Source organism: Leclercia sp. 119287 (assembly GCF_009734485.1).
GTDB classification, from domain to species: Bacteria; Pseudomonadota; Gammaproteobacteria; order Enterobacterales; family Enterobacteriaceae; genus Enterobacter; species Enterobacter adecarboxylatus_C.
This window is the reverse complement of sequence record NZ_CP046445.1, coordinates 4,810,580-4,836,013: the sequence shown is the minus strand read 5'-3', so window position 1 is coordinate 4,836,013 and position 25,434 is coordinate 4,810,580. Positions and strand designations below refer to the sequence as shown.

Here is a 25,434-nt window from a genome sequence, read left to right as displayed (position 1 = left end):
ATTTAGAGATCTGTTTTATTGTGATCTCTTATTAGGATCGCGGGTTTCTGTGGATAAGCCGGATCTCCCGAAGAAGATCATGCGTTTAGAGAGGATCGTTTGCTGTGAATGATCGGTGATCCTGCAACGTATAAGCTGGGATCAGATCGCGATGTTATACACAGCACAAAAAGTCATCAAGGGTTGTTCTTGGGATAACTACCGGTTGATCCAAGCTTTTAACCAGAGTTATCCACATCTGATCGCACGATCTTTAATCGGTTTTGAGTAAATTTTTCCATTCAGCCAGCCAAAGTTCCGCTGGATCTTCCGGAATATCGTGATCGAGGATGTTGATCTTCAGCGTTTCACCGATCTGTTGTGCCCCACAGGATTTCAGTTCGGTCTCGACTTTCTCAACTGCGCCGCAGAAGGTGTCATATTCCCGGCTGCCGATGCCGATCGCCCCAAAACGGACGTTCGCCAGGTCGGGCTGCTGTTCTTTTAACTCTTCATATAAAGGAAGAAGGTTATCCGGAAGATCGCCTGCACCGTGGGTGGAGGTGATCAACAGCCAGATCCCGTCGTTCGGCAGATCTTCTAACAACGGCCCGTGCAGCGTTTCAGTGGAAAAACCCGCGTCTTCCAGCTTTTCAGCCAGGTGTTCCGCGACATATTCAGCCCCGCCAAGGGTGCTGCCGCTGATTAGAGTAATATCTGCCATGGATCGCTCGCTCATATAAAGAGGGATCATTGTACGCTGTGAGCGAGCTGGGATCTACCTGTGGAAAATGTGGGTATGAATTTGCTCGATCAGGGGCGGATGGTACGCATGATCGGGTTCTGCAGGGAGATCAACGTCTCGGTGGACTGAATTTCATCGATTGTTTGGATCTTGTTGATAAGTACCTGCTGCAGGGCGTCGATCGATCGGCACATCACCTTAATAAAGATGCTGTAGTGACCGGTGGTGTAGTAGGCCTCGGTCACTTCATCCAGTGCGTTGAGCTTTGCCAGTGCGGAAGGATAGTCTTTGGCGCTCTTCAGGATGATGCCGATAAAGCAGCAGACGTCGTACCCCAACTGTTTAGGGCTGACGTCGATATGTGCCCCGGTGATGATACCCGCCTGCTTCATCTTCTCTACGCGCACATGAATAGTCCCTGGACTGACGCCAAACTGTTTGGCCAGTTCGGCATAGGCAGTACGGGCGTTAGCCATCAGGGCCTCAAGGATGCCGCGGTCCAGATTGTCGATCTGATAATTTTCCATAGTTTTTTCTTATGAAGATTAATGAATCACTCTATTTTAGCGGGTAATTTTATCGAATCAAAAGTGATAGCGGAGTTTTATTGTTGGATTATTGAAAGAGGTTCTTTTTTGTTGCTTAATCAATGCCAACAGGACGCAGGAGTATAAATAATGAAAACCGCTTACATCGCACAACAACGCCAGATCAGTTTCGTTAAATCCCATTTTTCCCGCCAGCTGGAAGAGAAGCTCGGTCTTATTGAAGTTCAGGCACCGATCTTAAGCCGCGTGGGCGACGGGACGCAGGACAACCTGTCTGGTTGCGAAAAAGCGGTACAGGTGAAAGTGAAAACACTGCCAGACGCCCAGTTCGAGGTGGTTCATTCCCTCGCGAAGTGGAAGCGTCAAACCCTGGGACAACACGACTTCAGCGCGGGCGAAGGGCTTTACACGCACATGAAAGCTCTTCGCCCCGATGAAGACCGCCTTACCGCCATTCACTCTGTGTACGTTGACCAGTGGGACTGGGAACGCGTTATGGGTGATGGGGAACGTCATACCCGCACGCTGAAGGCGACGGTAGAAGCCATTTATGCCGGGATCAAAGAGACCGAAGCGGCGGTCAGCAAAGAGTTTGGTCTGACCCCGTTCCTGCCGGAGACGATCCAGTTTGTTCACAGCCAAGAGCTGCTGACCCGCTTCCCGGATCTGGATGCCAAAGGTCGTGAGCGCGCGATCGCTAAAGAGTTAGGGGCCGTATTCCTGATTGGGATCGGCGGCAAGCTTTCTCATGGTCAGCGTCACGACGTTCGTGCGCCGGATTATGATGACTGGAGCAGCGAAGGCGAGAGCGGCCTGGCGGGCCTGAATGGCGATATTCTGGTGTGGAACCCGATTCTGGAAGATGCGTTTGAGCTCTCTTCCATGGGGATCCGCGTCGATGCCGAAGCGCTGCAGCGCCAGCTGGCAATCACCGGTGATGAAGATCGTCTCAAGCTGGAATGGCACCAGGCACTGCTGCGTGGTGAGATGCCTCAGACCATCGGCGGCGGCATTGGCCAGTCTCGCCTGACCATGTTACTGCTGCAGCTCTCCCACATCGGCCAGGTTCAGTGTGGCGTATGGCCGCAGCAGGTGCGTGACAGCGTGGATGCGCTGCTGTAATTAGCGTTTCCAGCGCCGCAACAGGCGGCTACGCAGCCCGGTATCAAAGCGCCAGATATGATCGAAGATGCGCATGATGCCGGGTTTTCCATGAGTGGACATCGCCACCGCGTGAAAACGATGCTGATGCTCCCGCTGCAACACCTTCACCTTACTCACCACCTCATCCGGCAGCCGCTGGGCAATAAAATCCGAGATCACCACCGCGTCGGCGTCATACCACTCTCCGCCCTGCATCCGCTCGATAATGGCGCGAAAACAGCTGGCGAGATCGGTCCCGCCGCGAAAACGCTGGCTTAAGAAGCGGATCGCCTGCTCGAGGCCATGCTGGCCTGACAGCTCGTAGCCCACCACCTCGCTGGAAAACAGCATGATAAAGCAGCGTCGTCTGTCGGCCAGCGCCACACGCATCAGCGCCAGGCAAAATGCTTTGGCGCACTGTTCATTGAAGCCGCCCATTGAACCGGAAGTGTCCACGCAGACGATAAACGGCCCGCGGGGCTGTTCGTCGAAATCCTGATGCACCGCCGGACGCTGGCTGACCTTCTCCCGCCACGCATCGCCATGCAGCCGGTAGGTCAGGAGCTGCTTCTCCACCAGCCGACGGTAAAATTCATACTCCAGCTCGGTGATACCCAGGGTTGCCAGCTCGGGCGGCAGCAGGCGCAAAATGTCGTCGCTCTGCTGCAGTCCATCCACCTGCTCCGGCACCGTTGCCGGTTCACGCACCAGGGTGCGGAAGGTTTCCAGCGGGGCATCCTTTTTTGGCACCGACTTCGCCTCCCGGGAGCGGCCCAGCTGTTCTGCCAGCTGCATCAGCTCCGGCTGCTGGGCCAGGAAGTCGCCATAGCGAACGATAAGCTGATAGTCCCCGCGCTTGAGCTGACCGGCGCTCATATCCCACAGGCGACCGGCAGCGTTTTCATTTTCAACCAGCACTGGCTCCAGCGCCCCGGCTAAGGTCATGCGCTCCTGCACTTCGCTGAGCAGCTGTTCGCGCTCCTCTTCCAGTAGCTGCTGATTCAGGGAAGTGGCCTGTACCACCAGGCTCAACCGCCAGCGCTGTAAAAAGAGGGTATGCAGTGCGGGCGTAAAGGTGGCGTTATCCACCACCAGCTGCCGGGCCTGGCTGGCGTACGGGGAGTGAAGCTTGTCCAGCAGGGTTAAAATCTGCGGCAGCTGGACGATCAGCTGGGGCGTGGAGAGCAGTTGGCTTTGCTGATAGCACATCACCTCTTCGGTGAGCTCTGGCGGGACGCGGGTATCTTTCAGCCTTTTGCGCAAGTTTTCCCGCCAGCACGGGAGATCGTCAGTAATGGCGGTTTTAAGCCGGGGAAATTTTTCGAAAAAGATCGCCAGCTGCGGCGAGGCCAGCAGGGTCAGGATGATCTCTTCGATCATGCCCTCCTCGCCGACGGCGAGCATAACGTTGAGCGTATCCAGCGTCAGCATTGACGCGCCTGTTTGATCTGCGCGCTCACATCCTGCAGGCTGGATTCAATTCGCCCCAGCCAGTCGCTGTGGATAAACAGACATTTTTGCTGCTCGCTAAAGCGGGTGTGCTGCAGATGCCACTGGTTATCCAGCGCTTCCAGCTGCTGTTTGATCTCTTCCGGGACGCTGTCAGAGGCGGTCCCTGGCAGCGCAAGGCGCGATCCCTGCAGGCTGACGTCGCGGATCACCAGATGCAGACTCCCGTCCACTTCCATATTGAGCTGCTGGGCAAAGCCGATGCCGTTGAGTTTGCCGCGGATCTCGCCGCCTTTAGTCAGCCACAGCGACAGGGCTTCGCGCTCAATGGTGATGTGAATCACCTGCATATCATGAAGCTTAAGCGGCTGCTGGAGGAGTAGCGTCAGGGTGGTCTCGCTCAGTTCGGCCGGTAATTCATAGTGCGGACGCCGGGCAAACATGCCGCTCTGACGGCTGACGCGCAGGGCGGTTTTGTCGCTTTGCTGCTGCTGAAGCTGAAGGCGGCGCTGGGTGATGGCCCCGAGCTGGTTCAGCATCTCCTGCTGTCCCCAGGCGTGCCCGGTCATCAATATTTCCAGCTGCTGCTGCATCAGGTTCATGCCGTTGGCGTCATGCCACAGGCAATCCTTCAACAGGATCAGATCGATAGGGGCAACCGCATCGCGACCGCTGAACAGGGCGCTGGCCTGCAACAGGCGAATGGCTTTCTTCCAGCGGCGATCGGAGACGTAAGGCGCACCCGGCAGGGCATCCAGCTGCTGGCGCAGCATAAAGACCAGGTCGAACACCGCATCCGGCAGTTTGATTTTGCCAATGTCCTGCTGCCACTGCTGGTACTCTTCGTCAGTGACCTGTAGCGCAGCGGGCACCGGGTTATCGTTTTCATCCTGCTGGCTAATCAGCAGCGAGCGGAAGTTCGCTTTGTCCTGCACCTTGTCGAGCCAAAGGCGGATCAGCATGCGGTCATATAAGGCTTCCAGACTGCTGTCGGCTTCCGGCAGTTCGTTGGAGGCTGCCACCAGCAGGCGCATTGGGATTTTTTCTTCAAACGCGCCATTGCGGAACCGGCGTTCGTTGATGGCGGTGAGCAGGGTATTCAGGATCGCCGGGCCAGCTTTCCAGATTTCATCGAGAAACACGATCTCCGCTTCCGGGAGATAGCCCGCCGTTAAACGTTCATAGCGTCCTTCATCTTTAAGCGCCTGGATGGATAGCGGGCCGAACACCTCTTCCGGCGTGGAAAAACGGGTCATCAGATACTCAAAGGCTCTGGCATGCTGAAACGCGAATTTCAGCCGGCGGGCAATCAGGCTTTTTGCGATGCCGGGCGGCCCCAGCAGAAAGACGCTTTCGCCGCTCAATGCCGCAAGTAAACAGAGGCGGATGGCATGGCTACGTTCAAAGAGCCCTTTTTCCAGCGCGCCGCTGAGACGGGAAATTCTTTCTGCTAATAAATGAGTGTGAGCCATAATTGTTTTGCATCCTTTCGCCGTAAACCCGGCTAATTGAAGCGAGTATAGACGTTTCGTTCGGGGCTGGTAATAGACTGAACTACGGTGCTATTTTCTTTGCGCTATGTTAATGACGGCGCATTTAGGGGTACGATTCTACGATTAATCGTGCATACTGTGCGCTTTTTGTGGGCCAAGGGACTAAGCACACATTTGTTATATAAACGAAAAGACTAGTCTATGAGCACTGATAATAAGCAATCATTACCCGCAATCACGCTTGCGGCGATCGGGGTTGTCTACGGTGATATCGGCACCAGCCCGCTTTATACGCTTCGTGAATGTTTGTCCGGTCAGTTTGGTTTTGGCGTGGAACGCGACGCTGTTTTTGGTTTTTTGTCTCTCATCTTTTGGCTCCTTATCTTAGTCGTCTCCGTTAAATATCTCTCCTTCGTCATGCGTGCTGATAACGCCGGTGAAGGTGGGATCCTGACCTTGATGTCGCTGGCCGGGCGCAACACCTCGCCCAAGATGACCTCTTTCCTGGTCATTATCGGGTTGATTGGTGGCAGCTTCTTCTATGGCGAAGTGGTGATCACGCCGGCGATCTCCGTGCTGTCGGCAATCGAAGGGCTGGAGATTATCGCGCCGCAGCTCGATGAGTGGGTGGTTCCGCTGGCCATTATTGTGCTGACCCTGCTGTTTGTGATTCAGAAACACGGTACCGGGCTGGTGGGGAAACTCTTCGCGCCAATTATGCTCGCCTGGTTCCTGATCCTGGCGGTGCTGGGGTTACGCAGCATTATTGCTAACCCGGACGTGCTGCATGCGCTGAACCCGATGTGGGCAGTGCACTTCTTCCTCGAATACAAAACTGTATCGTTTATTGCGCTGGGTGCCGTGGTGCTGTCCATCACCGGGGTTGAAGCGCTGTATGCCGATATGGGGCATTTCGGCAAACTGCCTATTCGCGTGGCATGGTTTATTGTGGTGCTGCCATCGCTGGTGCTGAACTACTTCGGTCAGGGTGCGCTGCTGCTCAAACATCCGGAAGCGATTAAAAACCCGTTCTTCCTGCTGGCGCCGGACTGGGCGCTGGTGCCGATGCTGATCCTCGCGACGCTGGCAACGGTGATTGCCTCCCAGGCGGTGATTTCAGGCGTCTTCTCCCTGACGCGTCAGGCGGTACGTCTGGGTTATCTCTCCCCGATGCGCATCATTCATACGTCGGAGATGGAGTCGGGCCAGATCTACATCCCGTTCATTAACTGGCTGCTCTATTTCGCGGTGGTGATTGTTATCGTCAGCTTTGAACACTCCAGTAACCTGGCGGCCGCCTACGGTATAGCCGTTACCGGGACGATGGTGCTGACTTCAATCCTCTCCACTACGGTGGCCTACCGGAACTGGCACTGGAATAAATTCCTCGTGGGGATGATTCTGGTTGGCTTCCTCTGTATTGACGTGCCGCTGTTCTCAGCTAACCTCGACAAGATTGTCTCCGGCGGCTGGCTGCCGTTGACGCTGGGGATGGTGATGTTCCTGGTGATGACCACCTGGAAGAGCGAGCGTTTCCGCCTGCTGCGCCGGATGCACGAACACGGTAATTCTCTCGAGGCGATGATTGCCTCGCTGGAGAAATCTCCGCCGGTGCGCGTGCCTGGCACCGCGGTCTATATGTCGCGCGCGCTGAACGTGATCCCCTTTGCCCTGATGCACAACCTCAAGCACAATAAGGTGCTGCACGAGCGGGTGATCCTGCTGACCCTGCGAACGGAAGATGCGCCGTACGTGCATAACGTTCGCCGCGTGCAGATAGAGCAGCTGTCGCCCACCTTCTGGCGGGTGGTGGCCAGCTACGGCTGGCGCGAAACCCCGAACGTGGAAGAGGTGTTCCACCGCTGCGGTCTGGAAGGCTTAAGCTGCCGAATGATGGAAACCTCGTTCTTTATGTCGCACGAGTCGCTGATCATCGGTAAACGTCCGTGGTATCTGCGCCTGCGCGGCAAGCTCTATCTTATCCTCCAGCGTAACGCCCTGCGTGCGCCCGACCAGTTCGAGATCCCGCCTAACCGCGTGATTGAGTTAGGGACCCAGGTCGAGATTTAGTTAGTGCCCGGCGGCGCTTCGCTTGCGCGGGCCTACGGTTTTGTAGGCCGGGTAAGCGCAGCGCCACCCGGCAAATCCCCTCTTAAATCCCTCCCTCATTTCACTTAGCGAAACGTTTCGACGACGATCACAAATCTGCAACGCCATGGTGGTTTTCTGCGCATCGGTGAGATTAAACTGACGCCAGCGAAACGTTTCGCTAGTGGAGCAAGAATATGAAGAAAGGCACGGTACTCAACTCTGAAGTCTCATCGGTCATCTCCCGTCTTGGGCATACCGATACGCTGGTGGTGTGTGATGCGGGTTTACCCATTCCCCACAGCACAACGCGTATTGATCTGGCGTTAACCCAGGGCGTGCCCTCGTTTATGCAGGTGCTGGATGTGGTGACAACCGAGATGCAGGTTGAGGAAGCCATTCTCGCAACGGAAATCCAACAACATAATCCGCAGCTCCACGAAACGTTGCTTGGCCATATCAAGCAACTGCAACAACACCAGGGAAACACCATAAAAATAAGCTACATAACGCACGAGCAGTTCAAGAAAAATACCGCTGACAGCCAGGCGGTTATCCGCAGCGGGGAGTGTTCCCCGTATGCGAATATCATTCTCTGTGCTGGCGTCACCTTCTGAGGCCATCATGGACGCACTCCTGCAACTGAAAGGGATCGATAAGTCGTTCCCGGGCGTTAAAGCCCTCTCTGGTGCCGCACTGAATGTCTACGCCGGCCGCGTGATGGCGCTGGTGGGTGAAAACGGCGCCGGCAAATCCACGATGATGAAAGTGCTGACCGGCATCTATCAACGCGACGCCGGTTCGCTACTGTGGCTGGGAAAAGAGACCACCTTCAACGGCCCGAAATCCTCCCAGGAAGCCGGGATTGGCATCATTCACCAGGAGCTGAATCTCATTCCGCAGCTGTCCATCGCGGAGAACATCTTCCTGGGTCGTGAGTTCGTTAACCGCTTTGGCAAAATCGACTGGAAACAGATGTATGCCGAAGCCGACAAGCTGCTGGCGAAGCTGAATCTGCGCTTTAAAAGCGATCGGCTGGTGGGCGAACTCTCCATTGGCGATCAGCAGATGGTGGAGATCGCCAAGGTGCTGAGCTTCGAATCCCGGGTCATTGTGATGGATGAGCCGACCGACGCCCTCACCGATACCGAAACCGACTCCCTGTTCCGCGTGATCCGCGAGCTGAAAGCGCAGGGGCGCGGCATCGTTTATATCTCCCACCGTATGAAAGAGATCTTCGAGATCTGCGATGACGTGACCGTCTTCCGCGACGGGCAGTTTATTGCCGAGCGTGAAGTGGTGACCCTCACCGAAGACACGCTGATTGAGATGATGGTGGGCCGTAAGCTGGAAGACCAGTATCCGCGTATCGATAAAGCCCCGGGCGATATACGTCTGAAGGTCGATAATCTCTGCGGCCTTGGGGTGAATGATGTCAGCTTTATCCTGCGTCAGGGGGAGATCCTTGGCGTGGCCGGGCTGATGGGTGCCGGACGTACCGAGCTGATGAAAGTGCTGTATGGCGCCAGCCCACGCGCCAGCGGATACGTCACCCTTGATGGGCATGAAGTTATCACCCGTACACCGCAGGATGGCCTGGCGAACGGCATCGTCTACATCTCCGAAGACCGTAAGCGCGATGGCCTGGTGCTGGGCATGTCGGTGAAAGAGAACATGTCCCTGACCGCGCTGCGCTACTTCAGCCGCAGCGGCGGGGGTCTGAAGCATAAAGACGAACAGCAGGCCGTCAGTGATTTTATCCGCCTCTTCAACGTCAAAACCCCGTCGATGGAACAGGCCATCGGTCTGCTTTCGGGCGGTAATCAGCAGAAAGTGGCGATTGCCCGCGGCCTGATGACCCGTCCGAAAGTGCTGATCCTCGATGAGCCAACCCGCGGCGTGGACGTTGGCGCGAAGAAAGAGATTTATCAGCTCATCAACCAGTTTAAGGCTGACGGGCTGAGCATCATTCTGGTCTCTTCCGAGATGCCAGAGGTATTAGGCATGAGCGATCGCATTATCGTCATGCATGAAGGGCATCTCGGCGGTGAATTCAGTCGCGAGCAGGCCACCCAGGAAATTCTGATGGCTGCCGCTGTGGGCAAGCTTAATCGCGTGGATCAGGAGTAAGAAGATGACTACCCAGGCTGTTTCTGGACGCCGTTATTTCACTAAGGCATGGCTGCTGGAACAAAAATCGCTGATTGCCCTGCTGGTGCTGATCGCGATTGTCTCCACCATGAGCCCGAACTTTTTTACCGTTAATAACCTGTTCAACATTCTTCAGCAGACTTCCGTCAACGCCATTATGGCGGTAGGGATGACGCTGGTGATTTTGACGTCGGGTATCGACCTGTCCGTCGGTTCCCTGCTGGCGCTCACCGGCGCGGTTGCCGCTTCAATTGTAGGGATTGAAGTCAACGCGCTGGTGGCCGTAGCAGCGGCGCTGGCGCTGGGTGCCGTAATTGGTGCTGTCACCGGAATGATTGTGGCGAAAGGCCGCGTGCAGGCGTTTATTGCTACCCTGGTGATGATGCTGCTGCTGCGCGGTGTGACCATGGTCTACACCAACGGCAGCCCGGTTAACACCGGCTTCACCGACAATGCCGATCTGTTTGGCTGGTTCGGTATCGGCCGCCCGCTGGGTATCCCGACGCCGGTCTGGATCATGGGTCTGGTGTTCCTGGCGGCGTGGTACATGCTGCATCACACCCGTCTCGGTCGCTATATCTATGCTCTGGGCGGTAACGAAGCGGCAACGCGTCTGTCCGGTATCAGCGTCAATAAAGTCAAAATTATCGTCTACTCCCTGTGCGGCCTGCTGGCCTCGCTGGCGGGCATTATCGAGGTGGCGCGTCTCTCCTCTGCCCAGCCAACGGCGGGTACCGGTTATGAGCTGGACGCCATCGCTGCGGTGGTGCTCGGCGGTACCAGCCTGGCGGGGGGTAAAGGTCGTATCGTGGGGACGCTGATCGGTGCGCTGATCCTTGGCTTCCTGAACAATGGTTTGAATTTGTTAGGTGTTTCTTCCTATTACCAGATGATCGTCAAAGCGGTAGTGATTTTGCTGGCGGTACTGGTAGACAACAAAAAACAGTAACTGACGACACTACAGGACATCTTTGATATGAACATGAAAAAACTGGCTACCCTGGTTTCTGCTGTCGCGCTGAGCGCAACCGTGAGTGCAAACGCCATGGCGAAGGACACCATCGCGCTGGTGGTTTCTACCCTGAACAACCCGTTCTTCGTCTCCCTGAAGGATGGCGCGCAGAAAGAAGCCGACAAACTGGGCTACAACCTGGTGATCCTGGACTCCCAGAACAACCCGGCGAAAGAGCTGGCTAACGTGCAGGACTTAACCGTTCGTGGCACCAAAATTCTGCTGATCAACCCGACCGATTCCGATGCGGTAGGTAACGCCGTGAAGATGGCAAACCAGGCCAACATCCCGGTGATCACCCTGGACCGTCAGGCGTCTAAAGGCGAAGTGGTCAGCCACATTGCCTCTGATAACGTGCTGGGCGGCAAAATCGCCGGTGACTATATCGCTAAGAAAGCGGGTGAAGGCGCCAAAGTTATCGAACTGCAGGGCATCGCCGGGACTTCCGCAGCGCGTGAGCGTGGCGAAGGCTTCCAGCAGGCCGTTGCGGCCCATAAATTCAACGTGCTGGCCAGCCAGCCGGCAGATTTCGACCGTACTAAGGGTCTGAACGTGATGCAAAACCTGCTGACCGCTCACCCGGACGTTAAAGCGGTATTCGCACAGAACGACGAAATGGCGCTGGGCGCGCTGCGTGCCCTGCAGACCGCCGGTAAATCTGATGTGATGGTGGTTGGATTTGACGGCACGCCTGATGGTGAAAAAGCGGTAAACGATGGCAAACTGGCTGCGACCATTGCTCAGCTTCCGGAGCAGATCGGCGCGACTGGCGTGCAGACTGCTGACAAAGTGCTGAAGGGCGAGAAAGTTCAGGCCAAATACCCTGTTGACCTGAAACTGGTCATCAAGCAGTAATATGCGATTCAGGCAGCTCCCGGGTGCCTGAGGGACAATATATAAAGAAAAGCGTGGCATACGCCACCGGGTAACTCCGGTGGCGCTCTCTGATGGACACTTCAATGATGAAAACCGCAGGTAAGCTCGTCGTCCTTGGCAGTATTAATGCCGATCACATTCTTAACCTTGACGCTTTCCCGACGCCGGGCGAGACCGTAACGGGTCATCGCTATCAGGTCGCCTTTGGCGGCAAGGGCGCAAACCAGGCGGTCGCAGCCGGACGCAGCGGTGCCAACATCGCCTTTATCGCCTGTACCGGCGATGACGATACCGGTGAGCGCGTGCGTAAACAGCTGGCAAGCGACAACATCGATATTGCACCGGTCAGTGTGGTGGAAGGCGAATCAACCGGCGTGGCGCTGATTTTCGTCAACGCGGAAGGTGAGAATGTCATCGGTATTCATGCGGGTGCCAATGCGGCGCTAACGCCGGAACGCGTGGTGGCGCAACAGGCGCGTATCGCCGATGCCGACGCCCTGCTGATGCAGCTGGAATCGCCGGTAGAAAGCGTGCTGGCGGCGGCAAAAATTGCCCATAAAAATCATACCACTGTCGTACTTAATCCCGCGCCTGCCCGTGTATTATCAGACGAGCTGCTGGCGCTGGTGGATATCATCACCCCTAACGAAACCGAAGCCGAAAAGCTGACGGGCATTCGCGTTGAAAACGATGACGATGCGGCGCGCGCGGCGAAAGCCCTGCACCAGAAAGGCATCGGTACGGTCATCATTACCCTTGGCAGCCGTGGCGTATGGGCCAGCGTTGAGGGAGAAGGTCGTCGCATTCCCGGCTTTAAGGTGAAAGCTGTCGATACCATCGCGGCGGGCGATACCTTTAATGGTGCGCTGGTCACGGCGCTGCTGGAAGGTGAGCCGCTGGACACCGCGATCCGTTTTGCCCATGCGGCGGCGGCCATTGCGGTAACGCGCCCTGGCGCACAGCCTTCTGTACCATGGCGCAATGAGATCGATGAATTTTTCAGTCAGCAGAGGTAGCGTTTGGCCACAATGAAAGATGTCGCCCGCATGGCGGGCGTCTCTACTTCGACGGTCTCCCATGTCATTAATAACGATCGCTTCGTCAGCGAGGCGATCCGGGAGAAGGTTGAAGCCGCAGTTAAATCCCTCAATTATGCACCTTCCGCCCTGGCGCGCAGTCTGAAGCTCAACCAGACCCGCACCATTGGCATGCTCATCACCGCCAGTACCAACCCCTTTTACTCTGAGCTGGTGCGCGGCGTGGAGCGCAGCTGTTTTGAGCGCGGCTACAGCCTGGTGCTCTGCAATACCGAAGGCGACGAGCAGCGCATGAACCGTAACCTGGAGACGCTGATGCAAAAGCGCGTCGACGGCTTATTACTTCTGTGTACCGAAACGCATCAACCCTCACCCGAGATTATGCAGCGTTATCCTTCCGTTCCCACGGTGATGATGGACTGGGCACCGTTCGACGGTACCAGCGACCTGATTCAGGATAACTCGCTGCTGGGCGGGGACATGGCGACACAGCATCTGATTGATAAGGGCCATACCCGCATCGCCTGTATTACCGGTCCGCTGGATAAAACCCCTGCCCGCCTGCGGCTGGAGGGCTTTCTGGTCGCGATGGCGCGCGCCGGTCTGCCTGTGCCTGACGGCTATCAAATTACCGGTGACTTTGAATTTAGCGGCGGGTTTGAGGCGATGCAGTCGTTACTGGCGCAGAAAGATCGCCCGCAGGCGGTCTTTATCGGTAACGATGCGATGGCGGTGGGAGCTTATCAGGCGCTCTATCAGGCGGGACTTCGTGTCCCGGATGATATCGCCGTGGTGGGGTATGACGATATCGAACTGGCGCAGTATATGACGCCGCCGCTCACCACCATTCATCAGCCAAAGGATGAACTGGGCGAGCTGGCGATTGACGTGTTAATCCATCGAATCGCCCAGCCCGGGCTGCAACAACAGCGGCTGCAGCTTACTCCTGTTCTGATGGAACGCGGGTCGGTTTAGGTTTGTGCCGTTCTTTAATGAGGTTACGACCGTCTTTCGGTTTTAACAGCATAAAGACCAGGGCAGAAACCACCGTCAGCACGCCCATGGTGATAAAGGTGGAGTGGAACTGTTCGACAGTGTTGTTACTGTCGAACCCTTCGTAAAAACGCAAGACCGCCGCACTGACCGCCACCCCCAGACTGATCGACAGCTGCTGCGTGACTGCCAGCATACTGTTACCGCCGCTGGCGTTCTCGTCGCTGAGGTCGGCAAGGGTAATGGTGTTCATTGAGGTGAACTGGATGGACATCGCCATCCCCAGCACAAACAGCGGCAGGATCAGCATCCACACCGGCAGCGCTGCCGACTGTAGTGAAAATTGCGCAATCATCACGCCGATAAACACCGTCACCCCGACCAGCGTCCGGCGGTATCCCAGGCGGCGTAACAGCTGGGTCACGCCGGATTTAGCCAGGATCGACCCCACCGCCGTGGGCGCCATCATGCAGCCCGCAATCAGCGCCGGATAACCGAACCCGACCTGCAACATCAGCGGCATCAGGAAAGGAACACAGCCGGTACCCAGGCGTGAAGCGATATTTCCGGCAATGCCTACCGAGAAGGTGCGCGTGTTAAACAGCGAGAGTGAAATCAGCGGCGTAGGATGGCGGCGCGCATGACGTATATAAAGAAGAAAAAGAACAATACCGCTGAAGATGATGGAGACGGCCAGCCAGGTCGCCACCACTTTCTCACCGAACAGCTCCATGCCGCTGGAAAACAGCACCAGGCTCAGTCCAAACAGGAAGAACCCGCCCATATCGAATTTGCGCCGCGGGGTGGTGAAGTTCGGCATAAATTTGCGGGCATAGAAAATACCGGCGATCCCAATAGGAATATTAATGAGGAATATCCAGTGCCAGCTGGCCCAGGTAATCAGCACGCCCCCCAGCACCGGACCGAGGATCGGCCCGACCAGACCGGGCATGGTGACGAAGTTAAGCACCGGCAACAGTTCGCTGCGCGGATAGGCCCGTAACAGCGCCAGGCGCGCAACCGGCATCATCATCGCACCGCCAACCCCCTGAATTACCCGGAACACAACCAGTTCACCCAGCGAACTGGAGAGTGCGCAGGCCAGTGAGCCCAGCGTAAACAAGGTGACCGCCAACATAAAAACACGCCGCGTGCCAAAGCGATCGGCCAGCCAGCCGCTTACCGGGATCAGCATCGCAACGGTAAGGGTATAGCTGATGATGGCCGACTGCATTGCCAGCGGAGAACGGTTAAGGCTTTGGGCAATCGCCGGGAGAGCGGTATTGAGGATGGTGGCGTCCAGCGCCTGCATAAAGAAAGCCATTGCCGCGATCCATGGCAAACCCGCCATGCTGCGTGCTTTTTTTACTGTCATTCGATTTCCTGTTGTTTGTTGCTACCGTGTCGGTGTGGCAAGCAGTGCCTGGCTGGCCGTCATGGCGCGCAGCCCATCTCTATCCTGAATGGCATCAACGATAGCCTGGTGTAAATCCAGCTTCACCACCTCGTCCTGAGTAATAGAGGTAAAGTAGGTGTGATAGACAGAGTGAAAGAGCGAGGCAAAAGAGGTCAGGAACGGATTACCGCTCATCTCATAGATATGCTCGTGCCAGGCCATATCCACTTCTATCCAGCGTTCGCGGTTAAAGTGTTTCTTCAGATGCACCATCTCATCCATCAGGGTATTTAGCCGCGCTTTTTGTTCTGCCGTACCGATCGTGGCGGCCAGCAGGCAGGCCTGCGGCTCCAGGCTGCTGCGCATGACCAGGAAATGGTCGATGACCTGATGGAAGTTGTCTTCCGTCATCCACCAGGAGAGTAACTCCTGATCGAGGAAGTTCCAGTTGCCCTGAGGCATAACGCGCGTACCGATGCGCGGACGGGGAAGTACCATCCCTTTCGCGGTTAAGGTTTTTACAGCTTCACGCACGGCGGTTCGGCTCACGCCAAACTGCTCACCCAGTTCCAGTTCGCCCGGCAGGATACTGCCTGGCAGATATTCACCCGCCAGGATCCGCTGTGCCAGCTTTTCTGCCAGCACATAGGAGAGGTTTTTTTGTGCCGCCAGCTGTTGCGCGCTCAAAGGCATAACGCATATTCCTTGATTCTTAATGCTAGTAAGTATGCCATCTGCAGGATAGTTGTGGTTGGTAAAACGACAATTAGCGCAATTTCTGGCTAAAAGATGGGTCTTTTGGTGAAAAAAAGCACGGTTGATTAGTTTTTTTAAATTTACTCTTGTCACCGCCGAAGAACTCCCTATAATGCGCCTCCACTGACACGGAATAACGGCAAACAAGCCGCCGGGTCAGCAGGGAAAAGCGTGAAATTATCGCTTGACTCTGAAAGAGGAAAACGTATTATACGGGACCTCGCAACGGTGAGCGAAAGCCGCGTTGCACTGCTCTTTAACAATTTATCAGACAATCTGTGTGGGCACTCAAAGTGACATGGATTCTTAATGTCTCCGGACAATAAATGAATACCAAAGTCTCTGAGTGAACATACGTAATTCATTACGAAGTTTAATTCACGAGCATCAAACTTAAATTGAAGAGTTTGATCATGGCTCAGATTGAACGCTGGCGGCAGGCCTAACACATGCAAGTCGAGCGGTAGCACGGGGGAGCTTGCTCCCTGGGTGACGAGCGGCGGACGGGTGAGTAATGTCTGGGAAACTGCCTGATGGAGGGGGATAACTACTGGAAACGGTAGCTAATACCGCATAATGTCGCAAGACCAAAGAGGGGGACCTTCGGGCCTCTTGCCATCAGATGTGCCCAGATGGGATTAGCTAGTAGGTGGGGTAACGGCTCACCTAGGCGACGATCCCTAGCTGGTCTGAGAGGATGACCAGCCACACTGGAACTGAGACACGGTCCAGACTCCTACGGGAGGCAGCAGTGGGGAATATTGCACAATGGGCGCAAGCCTGATGCAGCCATGCCGCGTGTATGAAGAAGGCCTTCGGGTTGTAAAGTACTTTCAGCGAGGAGGAAGGCATTGTGGTTAATAACCACAGTGATTGACGTTACTCGCAGAAGAAGCACCGGCTAACTCCGTGCCAGCAGCCGCGGTAATACGGAGGGTGCAAGCGTTAATCGGAATTACTGGGCGTAAAGCGCACGCAGGCGGTCTGTCAAGTCGGATGTGAAATCCCCGGGCTCAACCTGGGAACTGCATTCGAAACTGGCAGGCTAGAGTCTTGTAGAGGGGGGTAGAATTCCAGGTGTAGCGGTGAAATGCGTAGAGATCTGGAGGAATACCGGTGGCGAAGGCGGCCCCCTGGACAAAGACTGACGCTCAGGTGCGAAAGCGTGGGGAGCAAACAGGATTAGATACCCTGGTAGTCCACGCCGTAAACGATGTCGACTTGGAGGTTGTTCCCTTGAGGAGTGGCTTCCGGAGCTAACGCGTTAAGTCGACCGCCTGGGGAGTACGGCCGCAAGGTTAAAACTCAAATGAATTGACGGGGGCCCGCACAAGCGGTGGAGCATGTGGTTTAATTCGATGCAACGCGAAGAACCTTACCTACTCTTGACATCCAGAGAACTTAGCAGAGATGCTTTGGTGCCTTCGGGAACTCTGAGACAGGTGCTGCATGGCTGTCGTCAGCTCGTGTTGTGAAATGTTGGGTTAAGTCCCGCAACGAGCGCAACCCTTATCCTTTGTTGCCAGCGGTCCGGCCGGGAACTCAAAGGAGACTGCCAGTGATAAACTGGAGGAAGGTGGGGATGACGTCAAGTCATCATGGCCCTTACGAGTAGGGCTACACACGTGCTACAATGGCGCATACAAAGAGAAGCGACCTCGCGAGAGCAAGCGGACCTCATAAAGTGCGTCGTAGTCCGGATTGGAGTCTGCAACTCGACTCCATGAAGTCGGAATCGCTAGTAATCGTAGATCAGAATGCTACGGTGAATACGTTCCCGGGCCTTGTACACACCGCCCGTCACACCATGGGAGTGGGTTGCAAAAGAAGTAGGTAGCTTAACCTTCGGGAGGGCGCTTACCACTTTGTGATTCATGACTGGGGTGAAGTCGTAACAAGGTAACCGTAGGGGAACCTGCGGTTGGATCACCTCCTTACCTTAAAGAACCTGCCTTTGCAGTGCTCACACAGATTGTCTGATGAAAAGCAACGAGCAAGACGGCTGCGAAGTCGCGACACATCGTGTCCCCTTCGTCTAGCGGTTAGGACTCCGCCCTTTCACGGCGGCAACAGGGGTTCGAATCCCCTAGGGGACGCCACTTGCTGGGTGTGAGTGAAAGGCACAACCAATCAGTATCTCAAAACTGACTGTTAAGTCATGTTTGAGATATTTGCTCTTTAAAAATCTGGATCAAGCTGAAAATTGAAACGACACGCCGTGTCTGTTCTCCGTAATAAGAGCAGATAAGCGGTGTGTCAGAGTCTCTCAAATTTTCGCAATCATGAAGTGAAACATCTTCGGGTTGTGAGGTTAAGCGACCAAGCGTACACGGTGGATGCCTAGGCAGTCAGAGGCGATGAAGGACGTGCTAATCTGCGATAAGCGTCGGTAAGGTGATATGAACCGTTACAGCCGACGATTTCCGAATGGGGAAACCCAGTGTGACTCGTCACACTATCGTTAAGTGAATACATAGCTTAACGAAGCGAACCAGGGGAACTGAAACATCTAAGTACCCTGAGGAAAAGAAATCAACCGAGATTCCCCCAGTAGCGGCGAGCGAACGGGGAGCAGCCCGGAGTCTGAATCAGCATGTGTGTCAGTGGAAGCGTCTGGAAAGTCGCAGGGTACAGGGTGATACTCCCGTACACGAAGATACACCTGCTGTGAACTCGAAGAGTAGGGCGGGACACGTGGTATCCTGTCTGAATATGGGGGGACCATCCTCCAAGGCTAAATACTCCTGACTGACCGATAGTGAACCAGTACCGTGAGGGAAAGGCGAAAAGAACCCCGGCGAGGGGAGTGAAAAAGAACCTGAAACCGTGTACGTACAAGCAGTGGGAGCACCCTTGTGGTGTGACTGCGTACCTTTTGTATAATGGGTCAGCGACTTATATTCTGTAGCAAGGTTAACCGTATAGGGGAGCCGAAGGGAAACCGAGTCTTAACTGGGCGTTAAGTTGCAGGGTATAGACCCGAAACCCGGTGATCTAGCCATGGGCAGGTTGAAGGTTGGGTAACACTAACTGGAGGACCGAACCGACTAATGTTGAAAAATTAGCGGATGACCTGTGGCTGGGGGTGAAAGGCCAATCAAACCGGGAGATAGCTGGTTCTCCCCGAAAGCTATTTAGGTAGCGCCTCGTGAATTCATCTCCGGGGGTAGAGCACTGTTTCGGCTAGGGGGCCATCCCGGCTTACCAACCCGATGCAAACTGCGAATACCGGAGAATGTTATCACGGGAGACACACGGCGGGTGCTAACGTCCGTCGTGAAGAGGGAAACAACCCAGACCGCCAGCTAAGGTCCCAAAGTCATGGTTAAGTGGGAAACGATGTGGGAAGGCACAGACAGCCAGGATGTTGGCTTAGAAGCAGCCATCATTTAAAGAAAGCGTAATAGCTCACTGGTCGAGTCGGCCTGCGCGGAAGATGTAACGGGGCTAAACCATGCACCGAAGCTGCGGCAGCGACACTATGTGTTGTTGGGTAGGGGAGCGTTCTGTAAGCCGTTGAAGGTGTGCTGTGAGGCATGCTGGAGGTATCAGAAGTGCGAATGCTGACATAAGTAACGATAAAGCGGGTGAAAAACCCGCTCGCCGGAAGACCAAGGGTTCCTGTCCAACGTTAATCGGGGCAGGGTGAGTCGACCCCTAAGGCGAGGCCGAAAGGCGTAGTCGATGGGAAACAGGTTAATATTCCTGTACTCGGTGTTACTGCGAAGGGGGGACGGAGAAGGCTATGTTGGCCGGGCGACGGTTGTCCCGGTTTAAGCATGTAGGCGGAGGTTCCAGGTAAATCCGGAACCTTGTTAACGCTGAGGTGTGATGACGAGGCACTACGGTGCTGAAGCAACAAATGCCCTGCTTCCAGGAAAAGCCTCTAAGCATCAGGTAACATCAAATCGTACCCCAAACCGACACAGGTGGTCAGGTAGAGAATACCAAGGCGCTTGAGAGAACTCGGGTGAAGGAACTAGGCAAAATGGTGCCGTAACTTCGGGAGAAGGCACGCTGATGTGTAGGTGAAGCCCCTGCGGGTGGAGCTGAAATCAGTCGAAGATACCAGCTGGCTGCAACTGTTTATTAAAAACACAGCACTGTGCAAACACGAAAGTGGACGTATACGGTGTGACGCCTGCCCGGTGCCGGAAGGTTAATTGATGGGGTTAGCGGCAACGCGAAGCTCTTGATCGAAGCCCCGGTAAACGGCGGCCGTAACTATAACGGTCCTAAGGTAGCGAAATTCCTTGTCGGGTAAGTTCCGACCTGCACGAATGGCGTAATGATGGCCAGGCTGTCTCCACCCGAGACTCAGTGAAATTGAAATCGCTGTGAAGATGCAGTGTACCCGCGGCAAGACGGAAAGACCCCGTGAACCTTTACTATAGCTTGACACTGAACACTGGTCCTTGATGTGTAGGATAGGTGGGAGGCTTTGAAGCGTGGACGCCAGTCTGCGTGGAGCCATCCTTGAAATACCACCCTTTAATGGCTGGTGTTCTAACGTAGACCCGTGATCCGGGTTGCGGACAGTGTCTGGTGGGTAGTTTGACTGGGGCGGTCTCCTCCTAAAGAGTAACGGAGGAGCACGAAGGTTAGCTAATCCTGGTCGGACATCAGGAGGTTAGTGCAATGGCATAAGCTAGCTTGACTGCGAGAGTGACGGCTCGAGCAGGTGCGAAAGCAGGTCATAGTGATCCGGTGGTTCTGTATGGAAGGGCCATCGCTCAACGGATAAAAGGTACTCCGGGGATAACAGGCTGATACCGCCCAAGAGTTCATATCGACGGCGGTGTTTGGCACCTCGATGTCGGCTCATCACATCCTGGGGCTGAAGTAGGTCCCAAGGGTACGGCTGTTCGCCGTTTAAAGTGGTACGCGAGCTGGGTTTAGAACGTCGTGAGACAGTTCGGTCCCTATCTGCCGTGGGCGCTGGAGAATTGAGGGGGGCTGCTCCTAGTACGAGAGGACCGGAGTGGACGCATCACTGGTGTTCGGGTTGTCATGCCAATGGCACTGCCCGGTAGCTAAATGCGGAAGAGATAAGTGCTGAAAGCATCTAAGCACGAAACTTGCCCCGAGATGAGTTCTCCCTGAGCCTTTAAGGCTCCTGAAGGAACGTTGAAGACGACGACGTTGATAGGTCGGGTGTGTAAGCGCAGCGATGCGTTGAGCTAACCGATACTAATGAACCGTGAGGCTTAACCTTACAACGCCGAAGCTGTTTCGGCGGATTTGAGAGATTTTCAGCTGATACAGATTAGTCACTGCGCCTGCGGGCGGGGTGAACAACAGAATTTGCCTGGCGGCTGTAGCGCGGTGGTCCCACCTGACCCCATGCCGAACTCAGAAGTGAAACGCCGTAGCGCCGATGGTAGTGTGGGGCCTCCCCATGCGAGAGTAGGGAACTGCCAGGCATCAAATCATGCGAAAGCCCATCCTCCCGGATGGGCTTTTTGCGTTGCGCCGGGAACCCCCCCGGGCGGCGGCTGCGCCTTATCCGGCCTACAATACCTTCATCCACTGCAGGATGAAATCAACCATCCCCTCCGCATCATTGATATCTAATACCGGTACCTGAAGCGACAGTGGAGCGTCACTCCCCACTGCGATAACGTGATCATCAAGCGTCAACTCATTAATATCATGCCCGGTATCGCTTCTGAAAAGCAGGATCTTTGCCACCGCCTCATGCTTAAAACCTTCCACCAGTACCAGATCCAGCTTCGAATGATCCATCCGACTGATGAGATAAGCCAGATCGATCTCCTCTTCGGCGGGTGTTTCCGTCATTAAGGCCCATCGCTGACTGCTGGCAACGAGGGTTTGTGCCGCACCGGCCTTACGCAGTTCGTAGCTGTCCTTCCCGGGAGTATCGACATCCATGTTGTGGTGGGTATGTTTGATAAGCCCCGGACGAATACCTCTGGCACAGAGTGCCGGAATGATGGTCTTTAACAGGGTGGTTTTCCCCGTACCGCTCCAGGCGGCAATCGCTAAAACGGGTATCATTTGTGCCTCTGAATAGTTTGTATCTCTTCGAGTGTATTCATATTAATAAATGCCTGTTTCATATCGCTAAATTCAACGGAATGCCCACCTGCCTGACGCATAAAGTCCATCACACGGCGCTCGCCAGCGGCTAAATAGCTCTCTAATACCGGCATCAGCTGGCGATGCATTAACGCAATGGTTGGATGATCGCGATCGCCGTCATGCGCCCAGACTACAGGTGCCGTTTCCCTGTATTTAACCAGCCGCTCAGCCAGGTAATCCGGGATAAAGGGTGTATCGCAAGGGCAAAACAGGAACCATTCCGCATCGCACTGCTGCATAACCGAAAGCATGCCCGCCAGTGGTCCGGGGTAATCGGCCAGCAGATCCGCGTAAACGGGATACCCACTTTCCTGATAAGTGGCGATATTGCGGTTGGCACTTACTACGAGTGTACTGACCTGCTTATGCAGCGTTCGCGCAACATGCTGCCATAACGGCATGCCGTTCAGCTCCTGCAAGCCCTTATCTTTTCCTCCCATACGGGACGCCTTGCCTCCGGCTAATACCACCCCGGTGATGCTGCTTATCTGGCTCAACAATATCGCCTCTTTTCTTGTGGGATTGACCCTGCTAACGTGTCACTCTAAATGAAAGGAGCATTACCATGAAATGTAAACGTCTGAACGAAGTTATTGAACTCCTCCAGCCAGCCTGGCAGAAAGAGCCAGAACTTAACCTGGTGCAATTTTTACAGAAACTGGCGCAGGAGTCAGGTTATGACGGTGAACTGGCCGACCTTTCTGATGACATCCTGATCTATCACCTGAAAATGCGTGATTCCGGAAAAGATGCGGTTATCCCGGGGATCCAGAAAGATTACGAAGAAGATTTCAAAACCGCACTGCTGCGCGCGCGTGGCGTAATTAAAGAGTAAAAGCTTGTAAGAGGCACCACCGTAAACGCCGTTAAATGATATCCTCAATCATTCGTATAATTTCCGGATGATCGGATGAACGACCAGGCTTTTACTTTCCAGACCTTACACCCGGATACCATTATGGATGCGCTGTTTGAACAGGGCATCCGGGTGGACTCAGGCCTGACTCCATTAAACAGCTATGAGAACCGCGTCTACCAGTTTCAGGACGAGGATCGCCGGCGCTTTGTGGTGAAATTTTACCGCCCGCAGCGCTGGTCAGCTGAACAAATTCAGGAAGAGCATCAGTTCGCTCTCGACCTGGTGGCCGATGATGTTCCCGTCGCTGCTCCTCTTAAATTCAATAATCAGACGCTGCTGACACACCTGGGTTTTTATTTTGCTGTCTTCCCCAGCCTCGGTGGCCGGCAATTTGAAGCCGATAATATCGATCAAATGGAGTGGGTTGCCCGCTATTTAGGGCGCATTCATCAAACAGGGCAGAAAAGCGCATTTACCGCGCGCCCTGGCATCGGCATTCAGGAATATTTGCTCGAACCGCGACAGGTATTTGAAACGTCCACGCTCATCCCTTCCGGGCTGAAGGCACAATTCCTTACCGCAACGGATGGCTTAATTAACGCCGTCATACCGCGCTGGGATAACAACGTACAAACGCTGCGTTTGCATGGCGATTGCCATGCCGGAAATATTCTCTGGCGTGATGGGCCATTATTTGTCGATCTCGATGATGCGCGAATGGGACCAGCCATTCAGGATCTCTGGATGCTGCTGAATGGCGATAAAGCCGAACAGCGGATGCAGCTGGAGACGATTATCGAGGCCTATGAAGAGTTCAGTTCTTTTGATTCAGACGAAATTGCATTAATCGAACCTTTACGCGCCATGCGTTTTGTTTATTATCTTGCATGGTTAATCAGGCGTTGGGACGACCCCGCTTTTCCCAGAAACTTCCCGTGGCTTACCGGGGAAGATTACTGGCGTAACCAGATATCCACATTTATTGAACAGGTAAAGGTTCTGCAGGAACCCCCTTTGCAATTAACGCCAATGTATTAATCGAACACACCCAGGAGAGAGTTGATCATGAAAAAAATATGGCTGGCGCTGGCAGGTATGATTCTGGCTTTTAGCGCATCGGCTGCACAGTTCACCGATGGCAAGCAGTATATTACCCTCGACAAACCGGTTGCCGGAGAACCTCAGGTCCTTGAGTTCTTCTCATTTTACTGCCCGCACTGCTATGAGTTCGAGCAGGTTCTGCACGTTTCCGATAGCGTGAAGAAAAAGCTGCCGGAAGGCACCAAGATGACCAAGTATCACGCTGAGTTCCTTGGCCCGTTGGGCAAAGACCTGACTCAGGCATGGGCCGTTGCGATGGCGCTTGGTGTGGAAGACAAAATTACTGCGCCGATGTTTGAAGCGGTTCAGAAAACCCAGACCGTTCAGACCACTGCCGATATCCGTAAAGTATTTGTTGATGCCGGCGTTAAAGGCGAAGAATACGATGCAGCCTGGAATAGCTTTGTCGTGAAATCCCTGGTGGCTCAGCAGGAAAAAGCTGCTGCCGATCTGGAGCTGCGCGGCGTGCCAGCCATGTATGTTAACGGCAAATATCAGCTGAATATGCAGGGTATGGATACCAGCAGCATGGACATCTTTGTCCAGCAATATGCCGATACAGTGAAGTATCTGGTTGAGAAGAAGTAATAAAGAAAACGCCGGTCAATGACCGGCGTTTTTGAATTCCGCTTTAATCGTGTTTATCAGCGCGTCTTTCTCACTCCAGAGCGTATTCAGCCAGAGCTGGAAACGTCGTTTAAAGTTCTTATCACTGACATAGTCCCCGTGTAATTCCTCCGCCACAGGCACCAGATTAATACGCACCACGATCCGGGTTAACTTGCCGCTGAGCATATCGTAAAACGGCGTCTTATCGTTTTCGGGATAGCAGAGCGTCACGTCCAGTAATTTATCGAACTGTTGACCCAGCACGTTAAGCGCCATGGCGATCCCGGCCGCTTTGGGCGGCAGCAGGTTGGCATAGGGAGAGCGGGTTTGCTGCTGCTTCACTTCGGTAAAGCGAGAGCCTTCGACAAAGTTGACGATCGTGGTAGGGTGCGCGCGAAACTTCTCGCACGAGCGGCGGGTCGTTTCAACATCTTTGCCACGACGCTCAGGATGACGAATCAGATAGCTACGCGAATAGCGTTTCATGAAAGGCATATCCAGCGCCCAACAGGCCAGGCCAATAAAGGGCACCCAGGCAAGCTGCTGCTTAAGAAAATATTTATTCATGGGGATATGTTTGCGGAACAGCACGCACAACACCACGATATCGGCCCAGCTATGGTGGTTGCAGATCAGCAAATACCAGTTTTTCTTGTTAAGCCCTTCCAGACCCTGAACATCCCATTTCAGATGCGGGTTAAGACGCAGTAGTACCGCCAGGCCTTCGCACCAGCAGTACATCATAAAGTTGCAGAAGGCAGAGACTGCACGCCAGACGACGGGGATCGGCAATAGCAGTTTAATTATTCCGGCGATGATGATCGGCACAGAACAGGCGATGGTGACCAGAATAGTTAATGCGATACTTAACAGGAGTATGATCGCAGCCAGCAGTCTAGACATGATGAATGTTTTCAGGTAGTTAGCTATAATTAGCGCCTGATAAACAGACACCGGGCGCTGATTTTACCAGAAAACGTTCTAAGGATGGCGCTTTTACCTGGTGGGAATTCTGAATTGCATACCCGGTGGAGAAAAATCCTGTGGCGCGGATCCAGTGTGGCTTATATCCACATGGAGTAAATTGTCATCAATCA

The 25,434-nt window shown here is 54.6% G+C and carries 20 protein-coding genes, 1 tRNA gene and 3 rRNA genes; 15 read left to right on the top strand and 9 right to left on the bottom strand.

Annotated features, from left to right (window positions below; genetic code table 11):
- Window positions 1–253: 253 nt before the first annotated feature.
- Together mioC and asnC are read right to left on the bottom strand one after the other, a co-directional pair.
- Window positions 254–703 carry an FMN-binding protein MioC gene (mioC, locus tag GNG27_RS23255; RefSeq protein WP_142487635.1) on the bottom strand — a complete coding sequence of 150 codons (450 nt, stop codon included), beginning with the start codon at window positions 701–703 and terminating at the stop codon, window positions 254–256.
- Window positions 704–792: 89 nt separating this feature from the next.
- A complete protein-coding gene (gene asnC / locus GNG27_RS23250) occupies window positions 793–1,251 on the bottom strand; it encodes a transcriptional regulator AsnC (protein WP_032615488.1) in 459 nt (152 codons plus the stop codon).
- A gap of 150 nt (window positions 1,252–1,401) precedes the next feature.
- Between asnC and asnA the strand changes: the two genes are divergently transcribed.
- Window positions 1,402–2,394 carry an aspartate--ammonia ligase gene (gene asnA, locus GNG27_RS23245; protein WP_156264994.1) on the top strand — a complete coding sequence of 331 codons (993 nt, stop codon included), beginning with the start codon at window positions 1,402–1,404 and terminating at the stop codon, window positions 2,392–2,394.
- Here asnA and viaA read toward each other — a convergent pair whose 3' ends face one another.
- Window positions 2,395–3,846, bottom strand: a complete 1,452-nt coding sequence (gene viaA / locus GNG27_RS23240) for an ATPase RavA stimulator ViaA (protein ID WP_156264992.1) — start codon at window positions 3,844–3,846, stop codon at window positions 2,395–2,397. It abuts the gene before it with no gap.
- Window positions 3,840–5,336, bottom strand: coding sequence for an ATPase RavA (ravA, locus tag GNG27_RS23235; protein ID WP_156264990.1), 1,497 nt, complete (start codon window positions 5,334–5,336; stop codon window positions 3,840–3,842). Before ravA ends, viaA begins: the two co-directional genes overlap by 7 nt.
- Window positions 5,337–5,558: 222 nt before the next feature.
- On the opposite strand from ravA, the gene kup reads away from it, so the two are divergent.
- The 7 genes from kup (at window position 5,559) to rbsR (ending at window position 13,496) form a co-directional block, all read left to right on the top strand.
- The gene (gene kup, locus GNG27_RS23230) at window positions 5,559–7,427 is read left to right on the top strand and encodes a low affinity potassium transporter Kup (protein WP_142487631.1); all 1,869 of its coding nucleotides are present in this window, start codon (window positions 5,559–5,561) and stop codon (window positions 7,425–7,427) included.
- Window positions 7,428–7,642: 215 nt separating this feature from the next.
- Complete coding sequence (rbsD, locus tag GNG27_RS23225; protein ID WP_142487630.1) at window positions 7,643–8,062, top strand: D-ribose pyranase; 420 nt, start codon at window positions 7,643–7,645, stop codon at window positions 8,060–8,062.
- A 7-nt stretch (window positions 8,063–8,069) separates the two neighbouring features.
- Window positions 8,070–9,575 carry a ribose ABC transporter ATP-binding protein RbsA gene (gene rbsA / locus GNG27_RS23220; RefSeq protein WP_156264988.1) on the top strand — a complete coding sequence of 502 codons (1,506 nt, stop codon included), beginning with the start codon at window positions 8,070–8,072 and terminating at the stop codon, window positions 9,573–9,575.
- A 4-nt stretch (window positions 9,576–9,579) separates the two neighbouring features.
- The gene (gene rbsC / locus GNG27_RS23215) at window positions 9,580–10,545 is read left to right on the top strand and encodes a ribose ABC transporter permease (RefSeq protein WP_156264987.1); all 966 of its coding nucleotides are present in this window, start codon (window positions 9,580–9,582) and stop codon (window positions 10,543–10,545) included.
- Window positions 10,546–10,572: 27 nt separating this feature from the next.
- Window positions 10,573–11,463 carry a ribose ABC transporter substrate-binding protein RbsB gene (gene rbsB, locus GNG27_RS23210; protein WP_032615470.1) on the top strand — a complete coding sequence of 297 codons (891 nt, stop codon included), beginning with the start codon at window positions 10,573–10,575 and terminating at the stop codon, window positions 11,461–11,463.
- Between the two features lie 107 nt (window positions 11,464–11,570).
- A complete protein-coding gene (gene rbsK / locus GNG27_RS23205) occupies window positions 11,571–12,500 on the top strand; it encodes a ribokinase (RefSeq protein ID WP_156265199.1) in 930 nt (309 codons plus the stop codon).
- Between the two features lie 3 nt (window positions 12,501–12,503).
- Window positions 12,504–13,496, top strand: coding sequence for a ribose operon transcriptional repressor RbsR (rbsR, locus tag GNG27_RS23200; RefSeq protein ID WP_142487628.1), 993 nt, complete (start codon window positions 12,504–12,506; stop codon window positions 13,494–13,496).
- Here rbsR and mdtD read toward each other — a convergent pair.
- On the bottom strand, window positions 13,462–14,889 hold the full coding sequence (mdtD, locus tag GNG27_RS23195) for a multidrug transporter subunit MdtD (RefSeq protein ID WP_156264985.1): 1,428 nt from the start codon (window positions 14,887–14,889) through the stop codon (window positions 13,462–13,464). The genes rbsR and mdtD overlap by 35 nt on opposite strands.
- Before the next feature lie 21 nt (window positions 14,890–14,910).
- Window positions 14,911–15,603 carry a FadR/GntR family transcriptional regulator gene (locus GNG27_RS23190; RefSeq protein ID WP_156264984.1) on the bottom strand — a complete coding sequence of 231 codons (693 nt, stop codon included), beginning with the start codon at window positions 15,601–15,603 and terminating at the stop codon, window positions 14,911–14,913.
- A gap of 458 nt (window positions 15,604–16,061) precedes the next feature.
- On the opposite strand from GNG27_RS23190, the gene GNG27_RS23185 reads away from it, so the two are divergent.
- The 4 genes from GNG27_RS23185 to rrf all read left to right on the top strand — a co-directional run bounded on the left by GNG27_RS23185 (window position 16,062) and on the right by rrf (window position 21,089).
- Window positions 16,062–17,603, top strand: a 16S ribosomal RNA gene (locus GNG27_RS23185).
- 87 nt (window positions 17,604–17,690) lie between these two features.
- Window positions 17,691–17,765: transfer RNA gene (locus GNG27_RS23180), tRNA-Glu, on the top strand.
- Window positions 17,766–17,975: 210 nt separating this feature from the next.
- A 23S ribosomal RNA gene (locus GNG27_RS23175) occupies window positions 17,976–20,881 on the top strand.
- A gap of 92 nt (window positions 20,882–20,973) precedes the next feature.
- Window positions 20,974–21,089: ribosomal RNA gene (gene rrf, locus GNG27_RS23170) — 5S ribosomal RNA — on the top strand.
- Together the 16S, 23S and 5S rRNA genes with 1 tRNA gene alongside form the textbook arrangement of a ribosomal RNA operon.
- A gap of 88 nt (window positions 21,090–21,177) precedes the next feature.
- Here rrf and mobB read toward each other — a convergent pair.
- Both mobB and mobA read right to left on the bottom strand, forming a co-directional pair.
- A complete protein-coding gene (gene mobB, locus GNG27_RS23165; RefSeq protein ID WP_156264982.1) occupies window positions 21,178–21,684 on the bottom strand; it encodes a molybdopterin-guanine dinucleotide biosynthesis protein MobB in 507 nt (168 codons plus the stop codon).
- On the bottom strand, window positions 21,681–22,265 hold the full coding sequence (gene mobA / locus GNG27_RS23160; protein ID WP_156264980.1) for a molybdenum cofactor guanylyltransferase MobA: 585 nt from the start codon (window positions 22,263–22,265) through the stop codon (window positions 21,681–21,683). The genes mobB and mobA overlap by 4 nt, the downstream gene beginning before the upstream one ends.
- Window positions 22,266–22,333: 68 nt before the next feature.
- Between mobA and GNG27_RS23155 the strand changes: the two genes are divergently transcribed.
- The 3 genes from GNG27_RS23155 (at window position 22,334) to dsbA (ending at window position 24,316) form a co-directional block, all read left to right on the top strand.
- Complete coding sequence (locus GNG27_RS23155; protein ID WP_142487623.1) at window positions 22,334–22,603, top strand: YihD family protein; 270 nt, start codon at window positions 22,334–22,336, stop codon at window positions 22,601–22,603.
- A 75-nt stretch (window positions 22,604–22,678) separates the two neighbouring features.
- Window positions 22,679–23,665 (top strand): serine/threonine protein kinase, encoded by a 987-nt coding sequence (locus tag GNG27_RS23150; RefSeq protein ID WP_156264978.1) that lies wholly within the window; start codon window positions 22,679–22,681, stop codon window positions 23,663–23,665.
- Between the two features lie 27 nt (window positions 23,666–23,692).
- The gene (dsbA, locus tag GNG27_RS23145; RefSeq protein WP_156264977.1) at window positions 23,693–24,316 is read left to right on the top strand and encodes a thiol:disulfide interchange protein DsbA; all 624 of its coding nucleotides are present in this window, start codon (window positions 23,693–23,695) and stop codon (window positions 24,314–24,316) included.
- Window positions 24,317–24,331: 15 nt separating this feature from the next.
- Here dsbA and GNG27_RS23140 read toward each other — a convergent pair whose 3' ends face one another.
- Complete coding sequence (locus tag GNG27_RS23140) at window positions 24,332–25,240, bottom strand: acyltransferase (protein WP_156264975.1); 909 nt, start codon at window positions 25,238–25,240, stop codon at window positions 24,332–24,334.
- Window positions 25,241–25,434 lie beyond the last annotated feature (194 nt).

What these genes read in the sequence shown, in the direction of transcription:
- asnC (WP_032615488.1), bottom strand. Translation starts at nt 1,251, where the DNA reads ATGGAAAATTATCAGATCGACAATCTGGACCGCGGCATCCTTGAGGCC.
- GNG27_RS23140 (WP_156264975.1), bottom strand. Translation starts at nt 25,240, where the DNA reads ATGTCTAGACTGCTGGCTGCGATCATACTCCTGTTAAGTATCGCATTA.
- rbsB (WP_032615470.1), top strand. Translation starts at nt 10,573, where the DNA reads ATGAACATGAAAAAACTGGCTACCCTGGTTTCTGCTGTCGCGCTGAGC.
- rbsC (WP_156264987.1), top strand. Translation starts at nt 9,580, where the DNA reads ATGACTACCCAGGCTGTTTCTGGACGCCGTTATTTCACTAAGGCATGG.
- GNG27_RS23190 (WP_156264984.1), bottom strand. Translation starts at nt 15,603, where the DNA reads ATGCCTTTGAGCGCGCAACAGCTGGCGGCACAAAAAAACCTCTCCTAT.
- rbsA (WP_156264988.1), top strand. Translation starts at nt 8,070, where the DNA reads ATGGACGCACTCCTGCAACTGAAAGGGATCGATAAGTCGTTCCCGGGC.
- mobB (WP_156264982.1), bottom strand. Translation starts at nt 21,684, where the DNA reads ATGATACCCGTTTTAGCGATTGCCGCCTGGAGCGGTACGGGGAAAACC.
- dsbA (WP_156264977.1), top strand. Translation starts at nt 23,693, where the DNA reads ATGAAAAAAATATGGCTGGCGCTGGCAGGTATGATTCTGGCTTTTAGC.
- ravA (WP_156264990.1), bottom strand. Translation starts at nt 5,336, where the DNA reads ATGGCTCACACTCATTTATTAGCAGAAAGAATTTCCCGTCTCAGCGGC.
- rbsK (WP_156265199.1), top strand. Translation starts at nt 11,571, where the DNA reads ATGAAAACCGCAGGTAAGCTCGTCGTCCTTGGCAGTATTAATGCCGAT.
- kup (WP_142487631.1), top strand. Translation starts at nt 5,559, where the DNA reads ATGAGCACTGATAATAAGCAATCATTACCCGCAATCACGCTTGCGGCG.
- GNG27_RS23155 (WP_142487623.1), top strand. Translation starts at nt 22,334, where the DNA reads ATGAAATGTAAACGTCTGAACGAAGTTATTGAACTCCTCCAGCCAGCC.
- viaA (WP_156264992.1), bottom strand. Translation starts at nt 3,846, where the DNA reads ATGCTGACGCTGGATACGCTCAACGTTATGCTCGCCGTCGGCGAGGAG.
- mioC (WP_142487635.1), bottom strand. Translation starts at nt 703, where the DNA reads ATGGCAGATATTACTCTAATCAGCGGCAGCACCCTTGGCGGGGCTGAA.
- asnA (WP_156264994.1), top strand. Translation starts at nt 1,402, where the DNA reads ATGAAAACCGCTTACATCGCACAACAACGCCAGATCAGTTTCGTTAAA.
- rbsD (WP_142487630.1), top strand. Translation starts at nt 7,643, where the DNA reads ATGAAGAAAGGCACGGTACTCAACTCTGAAGTCTCATCGGTCATCTCC.
- mdtD (WP_156264985.1), bottom strand. Translation starts at nt 14,889, where the DNA reads ATGACAGTAAAAAAAGCACGCAGCATGGCGGGTTTGCCATGGATCGCG.
- GNG27_RS23150 (WP_156264978.1), top strand. Translation starts at nt 22,679, where the DNA reads ATGAACGACCAGGCTTTTACTTTCCAGACCTTACACCCGGATACCATT.